Below are 12,409 nucleotides of genomic sequence, written 5' to 3' on the forward strand. Positions count from 1 at the left end.
GCGCTGCCGCTCGAACCGCCCGGCGGCGTCGGCTTCGATCCGGCGCATGCCGCATCTACCGGCGCGCGCTATCATGGGCGGATCGTCTCGGTCCGCGACGCGGTGCACGGAGGATCGGACCCGGAGGAGATCGAGATTGCCCGGCCGCAGCCAGTGCTCTTGGCGCCGGGCAAATCGGTCGGCGGCTACACCGCCCTGCCCGTCGCCGATGTCAAAGGCGTGCGCGCCGATGGCGGCGTCTCGCTGGATGAGGCGTTCCTGCCGCCGACCCTGATCACGGGCGCGGTGGCCTGGTACCGGCAATTGCTTCTGGAAGTCGTCACCGGCCTCGACCAGATCGCCGAGGCGCATGGCAAGATGGTGATGGGCGGGCCCGGGCGCAGCGTGGAGGACCTGTTGATGCTCCACCTTGCCAATGCGGCACGGCCGCGGCTGGCGCACATGCTGGCGCAGGACGTCTTCCACCCGGCCGAGCTCTACCTGGAGCTTGCCGGCCTCGCCGGCGAGATGGCGACCTACGGTTCCAGCTCGCGACGGCTGGGCGAATTGCCGGCCTATGACCACATGGCCCCCGGCCCCGCCTATTCGGCGCTGGCCGATGCCTTGCGCTCGCTTATCCTGAGCCTGCGCTACATCGAGCCCAAATCGCGCGCGCTGCCCGTCATGCGGCATTCGACCAATGTCTGGAAGATCCGCATCGACAATCCGAAGTTGCTGGTGGCGAGCCGCATCGTCATCCGCGTCGGCTCCGAGCTGTCGGAAGATGCGCTGCGCAAGATCTTCGTCAATCAGGCGACGGTCGGCGCGGCCGACCAGTTCGAGGGCCTGTGGAAATCGCGCCTGCCCGGCATCCCGCTGAAGCCGCTCCATTCGCAGCCGCGCGAAATCCCCTACGACGGCGACCGGCTGTGTCTCGAGCTCGATCAGAAGAGCGAGCATTGGGCCTCGCTGCTCGACGCCCCCGGCTTCGTCATCGGCGTCTCGGGTGTCTTGCCGAGCGAGCCGCAGGTCGACTGCTATTCGGTGAACAGGTGAGATCATGAGCCGGGATGATCCCTTCGGACTGTCGGAGGATCGCGAACGCACGCGCATCAGGCTGACCGGCGCCCAGATGCCGCGGCCGACGGCGCCGATGCTGACGGGTGTGCCTATCAAGCGCTCGCGCACCCATCCCAATGCGCTCATCAACGCCTTTGCGCCGCTGCTCGAATTCGCGCCCGAGCTCGAAAGCGCGCTGGCGCCGGAGAACCCTGAAACGTTGCGCACGCGTCTGCTCGAAGAGCTGGTTCGGGCGCGCGATGCCGCCATGACGTCGGGATCGTCTCTGGAGCGCGCCGATCAGGCGGCCTGGGTGGTGGCGGCGCTTCTCGACGACCTCGCGCTCAACACGCCCTGGGGCGGCGCCAGCGCGTGGCCGCGCCAGCCGCTGGTGGTCATGCTGCGCGGCGACGTCGATGCCGGCACCCAGTTCTTCACGCGCCTCGACGAGCTGGAGCGCCACCCGAACCGGGACCGCGAGCTATTGGAACTGCAGTACCAGTGCCTGGCGCTTGGCTTCCGCGGCAAATACCGGGTGCCCGGCCGCTCCGGCGACCGCTCGCTCAATGCCGTTCGCGTGGCGGCGGCGCGCTTCCTGCGCGATGCCGACGCCGAGGGCGCGCCGCTGTCGCCACATTGGAAAGGCGTGATCGCCTCGGACGAGCCGCAGCGCTTCATCGTGCCGATCTGGGTGATGGCGCTCACCGCCGCAGTGATCGCCACTGTGGTCCATATCGGGCTCTCGATGGGGCTGAGCAGCCAGGGCGTCGAGCTCTCGGCGCTGGTCCGGGCGCTGCCGCCGCCTGCGCGCGCCGACATCACTCGCGCCGCGCCGAAGGTTGACGCGCCTGCGCCGCCCGAGCCGGAGCCAGTCGATTTCGCGCTGCTGCCGGAATTCAAGGCCGAAGCGCCGGACGACCTCAGGGGGGCGCTCAGCGGCACCGAGAGCGTGTCGCTGGCCAAGCTGGTCATCCAGGCCTCCAACCCCGAATTGTTCCAGTCGTCGCGACCGACACTGACACCAGGCTTCGAGCCACTGGTCGAATCCATCGCCAAGGTCATCCTCGCCAACCAGGAGCTGATCGGAAACATCACCGTCGTCGGCCACACCGACAACGTGCGCCTGCAACGATCCAACCCGCTGTCGACCAACCAGCGGCTCTCGGAAGCGCGGGCCGAGACCATAGCCGACCTCCTGGTGCGGGCCGGCGTGCCGCAGGAGCGTATCCATTCCGAAGGGCGCGCTGAGACCGACCCGGTGGCCGACAACTCGACACGCGAGGGCCGCGCGCTCAACCGGCGCGTCGAGGTCCTGGTCGAGAAGAGGCTCTGAGATGTTCATCCTGCGCTTCCTCTGGGCTGTGCTCACATCGCGCTTCCTTTGGACGCTGATCGGCATCGCGCTGCTTTCGCTGGTCATCTGGATCTTCGGCCCGATCGTCCAGGTCGGCCCCTATTCGCCCTTCGATTCCGACAATGTGCGCATCGGCATGATCGCCGGGCTGATCATCCTGTGGCTGATCTGGCTGATCATCGCCCAGCGCCGCGCGATCCGCGCCAACCGCATGTTCGTCGCCGAGATCGCGGCGCCGGCGGCGGAGAAGCAGCTCACCCCCGGCGAGGAAAGCGTCGCCGCCGTCGGCGCCAAGTTCGCCGATGTGATGGCCGAGCTGAGGCGCCGCAAGCTCGGCGGCCGCAAATTCCTGCGCGAAATGCCCTGGTATGTGATCGTCGGGCCGCCGGCGACCGGCAAGACCACGGCGCTGCGCCAGTCCGGCCTGAACTTTCCGATCGACCTCACCGACGACCTGCAAGGTGTCGGCGGCACGCGCAACTGCGACTGGTTCTTTTCCGAAAACGCGGTGCTGATCGACACCGCCGGCCGCTACGTCCAGCAGGAAAGCCAGCCGGATGTCGACGCGACCGAGTGGCTGGGTTTTCTCGACCTGCTCAAGAAGCACCGCGGCCGCCGCGCGCTGAATGGCGTCATCGTCGCGCTCTCGATCGACGCGCTCTCGGAAGGCGACGAAGCCATCAAGGCGCACGGCCGCAAGATCCGCCGCCGGCTGGCCGAGCTCAACGACCGGCTCGAAATCCGCCTCCCTGTCTACCTGATGCTGACCAAGGCCGATCTGATCAAGGGCTTCGAGGCGTTCTTCGGCGGCCTGTCGACCACCGCGCGCGAACAGGTGTGGGGGACGACCTTCGCGCTCGACGCCCGCGTCGACGCCAAGACCATCGAGAAGGAAATCGCCACGCTGGCGACCGAACTCGAGCGGCGCCTGGTGCCGCGTCTTGAGGACGAAGACAAGCTCGCCACGCGCGCCGAGATTTTCCGCTTCCCGGCCCAGCTCGCGAGCCTTTCCGAACCGATCCAGGTGCTGATCGAGGCGATGTTCGGCGAAAGCCGCTACGAGGAAGCCGCCTGGCTGCGCGGCCTTTACCTGACGTCGGCGACGCAGGAAGGCGCGCCCATCGACCGGCTGACCGCGGCGTTGTCTTCATCGTTCGGTCTTCCGCCGCGCCGCGCCATGCCCGCGCCAAGGGTCGAGAAGCGCAGCTTCTTCCTGCGGAATCTGCTGACCGAGGTGATCTTCAAGGAAGCCGGCCTCGGCACGTTCGACCCGCTGGCGCAGCGCCGCCGCGCCTGGATCTGGCGCGGCGCCGCCACCGCCTGCGCGGCAGCGGCGTTGCTGGCCGCCGGCCTGTTCTCCTGGTCCTACTACGATAACCGCACCGCTATCACCGCGCAGGCTGGCCAGTTCGAGGCGCTGCAGGAGCCGCTGACCGCCGTCACCGCCGCCCCGGCATCGGTGGAGCAGCCGGCCATCGACGGCGCGCTGGCCGCGATGGACGAGGTCGCGAATGCCCGCACCGCGCCGCCGGACGCGCCGCATGACCTGCTCGGGCCCTCGGCCTCGGCGGAATTGGTGCGCGCGCAGGCCGACACCTACGATCATGCGCTGCGCAACGTCCTGGAACCCCACATGGTCGCGCTGCTCGAGGCGACCATGTGGCGGCAGATCCGCGATCCGGACTTCATGCTGGGCGCGCTGAAGACCTATCGCATGATGACCGGCCTGTCGCAGATGGACACCGACTTCGCGCAGGGCTGGTGGGTCAACAGCCTGCCCGAATTCGCGCCCTCGCCGCCTTTCCCGAGCCCGGACGCGGAAGAGCACCAGTTGGCCGCGATCCGTCGCATGGCGGTCGACGACAACTACATCGCGCCCGACAAGGAACTGGTCGCCGAGGCACTGAAGACGGTGTGCACGATCTCGCTGCCGGCGCGCGCCTACAAGCAGTTGCTGGCCGATCCGGAAGTGGCGGGGGTGAAGGAATGGATCCCGGCCAATTTCGCCGGGCCGAACGGCGCCAAGGTGTTCGCACGGCGCTCCGACAAGACGTTGCGCGTCGGCGTTCCGGGCGCCTTCACCTATGCCGGCTTCCACGATGCCGTTCTCGACCGGGTCGAGGACGTGGCCGCCCAGGCGGCACTCGATCGGGCAGTGTTCGCCGGCGGCTGCTCGGAGAATTCCGAAACCTCCGTCTCGGCGCTGTCCGAGGACATACTGAAGCTCTACTACGACGACTACATCGCGCAATGGGACAGCTTCCTGCGCGATATGCGGCTCGCGCCGTTGGCCGACCTCAATGTCGCCAGCGAGAACCTCAAGGACCTTTCAAGCGCCGATTCCGCGCTGAAGCGCCTTTTGACCGCGGTGGTTCAGGAGACCGACCTTACCCGGTCCGACGAAGCCCCGGCCGACGACAAGGCGGCCGCGAAGGGCGGCTCGAAACTGCTCGGCAAGCTCGGCAAGCTGGGCAAGGTCGTCAAGACCGGGGCAAAGCTGCTGCCGCGCGCCGGTTCTGCCGACAAGGTGGACCTGACCGGCAGCCTGGTGGCCGAACACTTCAAGCCGCTGAAGGGCGCGATCGCCGAGGTCGACGGCCAGCCTCCGGCGCTCGACGCTGCGGTGGTGGCGCTGACGGCGCTTTCCAACGTGCTGCAGACGGTGACCGCCAATCCCGACCCGCAGGACGCCATCAAGAAACAGGGCGGCCTGGCCGAGCTCACCGGCGCCGTCGCCAGGCAGGCGCAGATCCTGCCCGACCCGATCGACGACTGGCTCGGCGGCATCGCCGGCGACACCAGCGGCCTGACGCAGAAGGCCGTCACCAACGAGCTCAACGCCATCTGGCGCGCCGACATCCTGCCGTTCTGCCAGGCGGCGCTCAACGACCGCTATCCGTTTAGCCCCGAGAGCGCGGTCGACGTCAATGTCCGCGACTTCGCCCGCCTGTTCGGACCGGCCGGCATGATCGACGCTTTCATCAACGACCATTTGATCAGCTATGTCGACACCGCCAGCCAGCCCTGGAAATGGCGTGCCGACTTCGGCCTCGACCCTGCGGCGCTGGCGGCGTTCGAACAGGCCAGGCACATACGCGACGATCTCTTTCCCGGCGGGACGGGACCGGTGATGAGCTTCACGCTGGAGCCGAAGGACCTGTCGCCCAATGTCACGCGCGTGACGCTCAATCTCGACGGCCAGAACCTCGTCTATTTCAACAACGCGACGCGGCCGCAACCGATGACGTGGCCCGGCAAGGACGGCACCGGCGTGATCTCGCTCGCCTTCCAGCCGGTCGACGGCTCGCCCGAAATCATGCTCAACGAGACCGGCAGCTGGGCGTGGCTGAGGATGCTGCGCGCCGGCCGCTTCACCGGCACCTCGCTGGCCGACGTCTACAGCCTGCGCCTCGGCACCAAGGGCATGTACGCCGATTTCGAGCTCAAGGCGGCAAGCGTCGAGAACCCCTACAACCTCGAAATGTTCAAGAAGTTCACATGTCCGCCGCAGATATGAACACCGGTTTTTTCGGCAAGATTCCGGGGACCGGAGATTTCGTCTCCGCAAACCTGCCGCGGACTTTCATCGACCGCTGGGATCGCTGGATGTCGATGGAGCTGCGTGCCCGGCCCGATGAGGGTGAGCTTGACCAGCGCGTCTGGCGCTTTGTTGTCCGGGCCGGGATTTTTGGGGACCAGTCCTGCGCCGGTGTCTGGCGCATGAGCGAGGACCGCGTTGGCCGCCGTTATCCCTTCGCGATCGTGCGGCTAGGCCCGCCGCCGGATCCTGCCAACAAGTGGTTCGATACGCTGGCTGAACTGCTCCAGCGCTGTGTGGACGAACATTTCTCGCACACACGGCTGGAAGACTATCTTCAGGAATTGGAGGCACCTATCGCAGGTGACGACACGCGCGGGATCGCGTTCTGGAGTGACGATTGGGAGGTGAGGGAGTTCAGATTCGCCGACATCCACGATCTCGCGGCCAACGCCCTGCCGGCCATGCGCGCGGCGCGGACTGAAGTCGGGGCACGCTGATCATGGGCAACAGCGTTTACGCCGATGGCATGGGCTTCTTTCACCAGGGTAGCAATGGGAAGGGCATCGCGCCTGGCGACGTCTGCCTGTCACCGCCTACTCCACCCGGAGTCCCGGTGCCGGTTCCGTATGTCAACATGCTGTCGGCAAGCGATCTCACCAAGGGCAGCAAGAGCGTAAAGATACAGGGCAATCCGACCGCGCTGGAGAGCTCTTCGGAAATCGCTACCAGCACCGGCGACGAGCCGGCCACACAGGGTCTTGGCGCCGGCGTCGTAACCCACAAGATCAAGGGCAAGGGCGCGTTCAAGCTTTGGTCGTTCACGGTGAAGGTGGAGGGCAAGGGCGTCGATCGCCATGGCGACCCCATGGGCCAGAACGAGATGAGTGACCCGCCCAACTGCATCGACAGTTCGGCGCTGGTGAATTTCTTCAAGAGTCTCCCAAAGGGAGACCGCTTGAGGAAGTGCGCGCGCAAATACAATGGCCGCAAGCACCGCCCGAGCCGGAAGTCGAAACAAGCCAAGAAGGTAAACGGGAAGGTCTGCTGGGAATGCCAGCGCGACCTGGCAAACATGAAAAAGCGGCTGGCGAACGGCGCCAAGCTGCAAACCAGGATCGCCAGGCTAGAGGCCAAGATCAACAAGCAGAAAACCAAGGGGCACTATATGATCCACGACCACCAGCCGCCGCTGGTGGTCGCTTGGAAAATGGGCGGATGCCACATGGGCGCGGCGGCGTTCAAGAAGCACTTCTCGAAACCGGAAACCGTCAAGCCGCACTGCACCAGCCACCAGCGAAGCCAAGGCTCAAAAGCCAGGGCGTTTTCCAAGCGCATGAACGCATCACACTTCGCATAGGGGAAAACCAAATGGCTGCACTCGACGACGTTCAGACCCGCTACGTGGCAGAGTTGCGCGCCATCGCACCCGAACTTCGCGCCTGGTGGAAACATATGTGTGCCCTGAGGGGCGAGCAAACCATGCTCACCAGATGGCCAACTGGCATTTCAGGCCATCCGCGCACGCTTGCCGTCTTCCGAAAATACTACTTTGAAATCGAGGCGCTAAACGACGAGGCGATCCTGGATGAAGGGGAGGAAAATGAGGACGACGATGACGATGTTACCGAGGATATGTGGGGCGAGGACGACGACGACGAGGGGGCCGACATTGGCGACCACGCGGAGCTGTTGATCTACGACATAGAAGAGCTGGCGCCCGATATTTACGAGCTTGTCGACGGCATCTGCTACGTGCCGGTCGGTCTGACCCCGGATGAGGACCCTGTGTGACATGGCACTGATCACACTTTACAGCACCGAGGACGGAATAGAGAGACTGCTGACGCAGCCGGGTGACGTGCGCGCTCAGGCTGTACCTTTCGCCGACATTCCATTGGAACAGGCTTCGCCGGAACACCGCCAGGCGTTTGCCGACTATGTCAACGATCTGAAGCTCGCCTATGACATCGCCGAAGCCTGGTGGGAAGATACGATCGAGACCCAGAAAGACCTTGGCCTCAGCCAGAAAAAGGCGATCGCCGAGGCCTTCGACGAGCGCCTCGCGGGTCCCGCATCCAACCCTCATGTGGTCTGGGCCGTTCGTGGCTACTGGATGGAATGCGACCGCATCAACAGATTGGTCGGAAGCGGCAAGGCGGTTCCACCCGAAAAACTGCTCCTCAAATGGCTGATCGAGGCAGGCGAGACGGATCTCGTCAGGCTGATCGCGTGTATGCCCTACTGGCCGGTCGGGATCGATGAGAAGGGAGAGTGGTGCTGAACCATGGCCTTTGACGTCTGGCTCGAAAACCGTACACCTTTCGCCGCTGCCACCCACGTGCAGATGAGTGCCGACGGCCAGGAGGTATTGCTGGCGATGTTTTCCGCGAGCTTCGAAGCGCCGGGTCAAAATGCCGAACTGAAGCCCGCGGACGAGCAGCTGCCCGTGACTTTCGGCGATGTGCCTTTCGGCGATCCGACCCTGTCCTCCAACCGCTACGAGGCCGATATCGTGCCGAAGAAGCCCTTGGCCGAAGTTATCGTCAACGGCACAGCCCATGCGCCGAACGGCAAGCCGATCCGCGAGATGCAGGTCGGCCTGAGTATCGGCAGCGTTCGTAAAGTGCTGAACGTCGTCGGCGACCGCGTCTACGAAGCCGGCAGCTACAGCGCGCCGCATCCGTTCAGAGCCATGCCGATCGTTTACGAACGCGCCTATGGCGGCACCACGCCGGATGGGAAGATGGAACTGCGCAATCCGGTCGGTGTCGGGTTTCATCAGGCCCGGTCGGCCGACCCGGCGGTCAAGACGCAGGCCCCCAATATCACCTATCCGGGAGAACCTTTCCTCAGCCCTTCCGACCGCCCGAAGCCTGCCGGATTTGGCGCGCTGGGTCGCGGCTGGCAGCCACGCATCGGCTATGCCGGAACATACGACCAGGCATGGATCGACACGCAATGGCCCTTGCCGCCGGCGGATTTCGACCTGCGATATAATCTCTGTACCGCGCCCGACCAGCACTTGCCGCAATTTAGCGGCCGCGAGACCGTATCGCTGATTGGCCTCACCGCGACCGGACGGTGGGACTTCCGGCTGCCTCGCATCGTGGCTCCGATACGACTGGTATATGACGACCGTGTCGAGGAACACGCTTTCCACGCCGATACCGTCATCATCGAGCCTGATCTGTGGCGCGTATCGCTGAAGGCACGCCTTGCGCTGATAACGAAACGCAACGCCCCTGCCCTGCGCGAGATCGTTTTCGGTCATGTCTCGCCGGTTCTCCTCAGCGCAGTGCGCAAGCGCAAAGCCTATTTGAATCCGCTCGGCGGTGACGGCACGCTGCGCGGCCAACCGGTTTGGCAGCCATGAAACGGCCACTCTATGTCGTGGGTAGTGGCGCGGTGACCGCTGCCGGGCTCGACGCCAGGCAGACGCTTGCGGCAATCCGGGCAAGCCTTTCGGCTTTCGAGGAGATGACCCTGGCTGAACCTTTCGGCGCTGTTCAGATCGTCTCGCGGATTCCCACGCATCATCAGCTACGTCGCACCCAGGGGAAATGGCTGGTCAACATGGCGGCGCGGGCAGCCAAGGAAGCATTCCGCACCGGCGCGCGCGCCTCGGAAGCAACCGCTATCCTGCTCACGCCGCCCGAAAGCTTTCGCAAGCACCCAGCCTATGAGGATATTGCGCCGCCGGAGTTCCTGGCTGCGGTGATCAAGGCTACCGGACAGCGTTTTCATGCGGGTTCGCGCGCTGTCGACGGCGGCGCGGCCGCAAGCATCGGCCTGCTCGAACGTGCCCGGGAAATCATGGAGCGGCAAGGTGTCGAGCAGGTTCTGCTCGGTGGCGTGGATAGTCTCGTCAACGATACGGATCTGGCCCGACTGGAACAGGCCGGGCGCCTCAAGGGAGAAGACAACGCGCAGGGCCTTGTTCCGGGGGAGGCCGCAGCCTTCGTCCGGCTGACCCTCAATCCCGAAGGGGGATCACCTGTCCACGCCACCATCCACGGCGTCGGTGTGTCGGAGGAAAAGGATAGCGTTCTGTCGGATCGTTACAGCCAAGGCCGAGCCTTGCTCGCCGCCCTGCATGACGCAGTCAGGGGATCCGGTCCGTCCGAGTCCGACATCGATTTCGTCGTCAGCAACAGCAATGGCGAGCGTTACAGCGGCCTGGAGCAGTTGATAGCGCGACCGCGTTTCTACCGCACACGCCGCGAAAGGCTGCCGACCGCCTATCCAGCCATGACTATCGGTGATATCGGCGCTGCCGGCGGAGCGCTCGCGCTGATGCTTGCGGCCGACAGTTTTCTCAACGACTACGCGCCGGGCCCCACGGTTGCCTGCGAACTCTCCTCCGAGAATGGATTGCGGGCGGCTGCGGTTATGGCCCGCATGACCAAGCGATAAAGTTGGAGCCGTTCACAGGTTGCCGCTTGAGTTCGATGCTTTCGAAATTACATCCATGCAGGAAATCGGCGTGTGCAGCGCCAATCCGCCAGCGACGCGGAGGGTGTAGCGATTGCCGTACGCAAGGCCTCGAGCCGTATCCGTCGCATGGACCTGAACGGACGGTGATCGCGTCCGCCGCGCCCTTCATCCCACCACGCTGCAACGCGATCGGCCGCCGGCAGCGAGCTGCCGTCGAGATGGGCAAACTCCTTGCCAAGTACAGCAGGATCGGCAGCGAAAAGACCTGTGTCGCCAAAATCCACCTCGAAGAGATCACGAAGCGCCGCACCTGCAGCGGACGCCAGTTCTGGATCGCGCATCTTCTCGATCAGCCATGGCATGACCGCACGGTCGCCAAACAGGCCGACCGATGCCGTGGCCGCGATGCGCGAGATGGGCTGTTCGAGACGCGACTGCAGCCAGGCCTTGCCGGCCTTCAGCGGTGTCGTCATTAGGCGCAACTCCATTGCCGCCCCCGCAAGGTCCGCCTCCGTCAGCAGGATCTTGTCGACCACCGGATGCGCGGATCGGGCCTCGCCAAGCAGGCAAGCAGCGAAGGCGGCCGCAAGACGTTCTTTCGCGGTCTCGCCATCGAGGCCAGTCAAGACTGCCGGAAGGAGGTCGCGCCGCTTCAGCGCGCCGGCGAGCCGTACGGCGCGCCAACGGACGCCCGCGTCGGAATGGCTGACCAGATGATGCAGGCGCTCGCCCGGATCGACACGATTATGCCACAGCGCAGACAGCCCTAGGCAGCGAAGCCGCGCATCGCGGGTGTCCAGCCACTGCGCCACGAACGGCCGAAGGTTTTCGCGCGGCGTGCGCGCGATCGCACCTGACAGGCTCGATATACCGGCTTCACCCAGGCTTGCGCTGGCGTCGATCGCGGAGCCTACCAGCTTAGCATCGCCCCAACGCATCGCCAGAGTGCCGAGTACGAAGAGTTCACCCGGTTTGGCGTAGTCGGCAAAGAGCGCGTGGGCAGAAACCCAGCCGGCGTTGCCGGCAGCCATCAGTCCTTCCAGGTTGGCTTCGAGACGCTGGTCAATGCGGCCTATATCGGTCTCGTCCAGAATTGGACCATCGATCTCCTGGCGGCGACGCAGCCAGAGAAATGCTGCGTCCTCGGCATGCTGGTCCACAATGGCCGGGATGGTCGCGATGCGATGCATCGGCATGCCTCAGTTGAGATGCACGGCCCCGCCGCGAATGCGATTGGTGCCGCTGGCCTGGCTGGTCAACTGGGTGCCACGAATGGTGACGCGGCCATTCTTCTCCAAGATGATCGATGCCAGGCCGCAGCGCAGTTCTATACGCTCGTCACCGTTGATGACGATGTGCTGGCCGTCACGGACGACTTCGAGGCTTCTTCCGGGGCGGGCGGGATCGACAATGCGACCGACCACCAGTGGTCGCATCGGGTCGCCGCCCTCGAAGAGCAGGGCCAGTTCGGACCCGATGGCCGAGGCGTCCAGTTCCGTGAGGCTGCGCGCGGCAATCGCGGTCTCGCGCGGATTGCCGACAAAAACGACGAGTGGCGCCCCGCCTTCGAAACCGATCAGCAGGCCGATCACGACGCCGTCGATACGCTCCAGCACTTCCATGGTGACGTCCTCAATTGTTGTTGATCGTGCTTCCCTTGACGACGACGTCGCCATCGGCCTTGAGGGTGATCTTGCCACTGCCCAGGAGCGAAATATCCTTGCCGTCGGCAACGATGGTGCCATCCTTTTTCAGGATGATCGAGGCCGACCCGCATTTGAGCGTGATCGAGTCGCCCGCCTCTATCACCAGGTTTTTGCCGACCTTGATCGAACTGTCTTCCGCGACATCGATGCCGCTGCCCTTGCCGACCTTGAGCATGTGCCCGCCATCGATCTCGGTCGCGTCATCGGCGCCAATTTTTGCCGATCTGGCTTTGCCGATCTGCGATGACTGAGCGCCACCGACGGTGAAGCTCTGATCAGCGCCGACATTGACGGTCTGAGCTGCCGCAATGTTCCAGCTGTCGGCCGCCCCTATGT

At 64.9% G+C, this 12,409-nt stretch carries 11 protein-coding genes and 1 pseudogene; 9 read left to right on the forward strand and 3 right to left on the reverse strand.

Translation table 11 applies throughout. The features are described 5' to 3' along the window. The 9 genes from tssK to EN738_RS20620 form a co-directional block, all read left to right on the forward strand. Window positions 1-1,035, forward strand: a 1,035-nt coding sequence (tssK, locus tag EN738_RS20580) for a type VI secretion system baseplate subunit TssK (protein WP_127285305.1), incomplete at its 5' end; no start/stop codon positions are given. Window positions 1,036-1,039: 4 nt separating this feature from the next. Then, window positions 1,040-2,371, forward strand: coding sequence for a type VI secretion system protein TssL, long form (gene tssL, locus EN738_RS20585; protein WP_127285306.1), 1,332 nt, complete (start codon window positions 1,040-1,042; stop codon window positions 2,369-2,371). A gap of 1 nt (window position 2,372) precedes the next feature. After that, entirely contained in the window at window positions 2,373-5,909 is a 3,537-nt protein-coding gene (gene tssM / locus EN738_RS20590) for a type VI secretion system membrane subunit TssM (protein ID WP_127285307.1), read from the forward strand. After that, window positions 5,891-6,430: a type VI secretion system-associated protein TagF gene (tagF, locus tag EN738_RS20595; RefSeq protein WP_127285308.1), complete on the forward strand. Its 540-nt coding sequence runs from the start codon at window positions 5,891-5,893 to the stop codon at window positions 6,428-6,430. The genes tssM and tagF overlap by 19 nt, the downstream gene beginning before the upstream one ends. A gap of 2 nt (window positions 6,431-6,432) precedes the next feature. Further along, a complete protein-coding gene (locus EN738_RS20600) occupies window positions 6,433-7,290 on the forward strand; it encodes a DUF4150 domain-containing protein (protein ID WP_127285309.1) in 858 nt (285 codons plus the stop codon). Window positions 7,291-7,301: 11 nt separating this feature from the next. Beyond that, on the forward strand, window positions 7,302-7,724 hold the full coding sequence (locus EN738_RS20605; protein ID WP_127285310.1) for a hypothetical protein: 423 nt from the start codon (window positions 7,302-7,304) through the stop codon (window positions 7,722-7,724). Window position 7,725: 1 nt separating this feature from the next. Then, window positions 7,726-8,214: a hypothetical protein gene (locus EN738_RS20610; protein WP_127285311.1), complete on the forward strand. Its 489-nt coding sequence runs from the start codon at window positions 7,726-7,728 to the stop codon at window positions 8,212-8,214. Window positions 8,215-8,217: 3 nt separating this feature from the next. Next, window positions 8,218-9,306 carry a DUF2169 domain-containing protein gene (locus EN738_RS20615; RefSeq protein ID WP_127285312.1) on the forward strand — a complete coding sequence of 363 codons (1,089 nt, stop codon included), beginning with the start codon at window positions 8,218-8,220 and terminating at the stop codon, window positions 9,304-9,306. Beyond that, entirely contained in the window at window positions 9,303-10,346 is a 1,044-nt protein-coding gene (locus tag EN738_RS20620) for a hypothetical protein (protein WP_127285313.1), read from the forward strand. Before EN738_RS20615 ends, EN738_RS20620 begins: the two co-directional genes overlap by 4 nt. A gap of 47 nt (window positions 10,347-10,393) precedes the next feature. On the opposite strand, the gene EN738_RS20625 is transcribed toward EN738_RS20620, so the two are convergent. From EN738_RS20625 to EN738_RS35585, 3 genes and pseudogenes are all read right to left on the reverse strand, one after another. Next, on the reverse strand, window positions 10,394-11,557 hold the full coding sequence (locus EN738_RS20625) for a hypothetical protein (RefSeq protein ID WP_127285314.1): 1,164 nt from the start codon (window positions 11,555-11,557) through the stop codon (window positions 10,394-10,396). Window positions 11,558-11,566: 9 nt separating this feature from the next. Beyond that, complete coding sequence (locus tag EN738_RS20630) at window positions 11,567-11,989, reverse strand: DUF6484 domain-containing protein (protein ID WP_127285315.1); 423 nt, start codon at window positions 11,987-11,989, stop codon at window positions 11,567-11,569. A gap of 10 nt (window positions 11,990-11,999) precedes the next feature. Next, a pseudogene (locus EN738_RS35585) lies at window positions 12,000-12,409 on the reverse strand (type VI secretion system tip protein VgrG); the annotation flags it as partial.

It is taken from the genome of Mesorhizobium sp. M4B.F.Ca.ET.017.02.2.1 (genome assembly GCF_003998955.1).
GTDB lineage: Bacteria > Pseudomonadota > Alphaproteobacteria > Rhizobiales > Rhizobiaceae > Mesorhizobium > Mesorhizobium abyssinicae.